Annotated in this window: 1 pseudogene; it reads left to right on the forward strand. The window is 68.0% G+C overall.

Annotated elements, in window-relative coordinates:
• Positions 1–207 (forward strand): annotated as a pseudogene (locus tag AAEZ18_RS19145) (hypothetical protein); the annotation flags it as partial.
• Between the last annotated feature and the right edge of the window lie 52 nt (positions 208–259).

The following is a 259-nucleotide window of genomic DNA, read 5'->3' on the forward strand; positions in this document are numbered from 1 at the left end:
CTCGTGGCCAGCGACGCGCTCGTCGCGGGCCGCCTGGTGCCGATCCTGACCGACTACCAGCTCGCGCCGCTGAGCTTCGCCGCCGTCTATCCCGCCACGCAGCGACAGGCGTTGAAGGTGAAGGCCTTGGTCGAGTTCCTCGCGGAATACATCGGCGACGAATCGCCGTGGGACCGGCCGCTGCTGGCGCGCGGCTGGGTACGCTGACCCGCGCGGATTATTCGCGAAACGCAAATGCCGTAATCGCCATCCGTGGCCT

Source organism: Pseudoalteromonas sp. 19-MNA-CIBAN-0066, assembly GCF_040308705.1.
GTDB lineage: Bacteria > Pseudomonadota > Gammaproteobacteria > Enterobacterales > Alteromonadaceae > Pseudoalteromonas > Pseudoalteromonas nigrifaciens.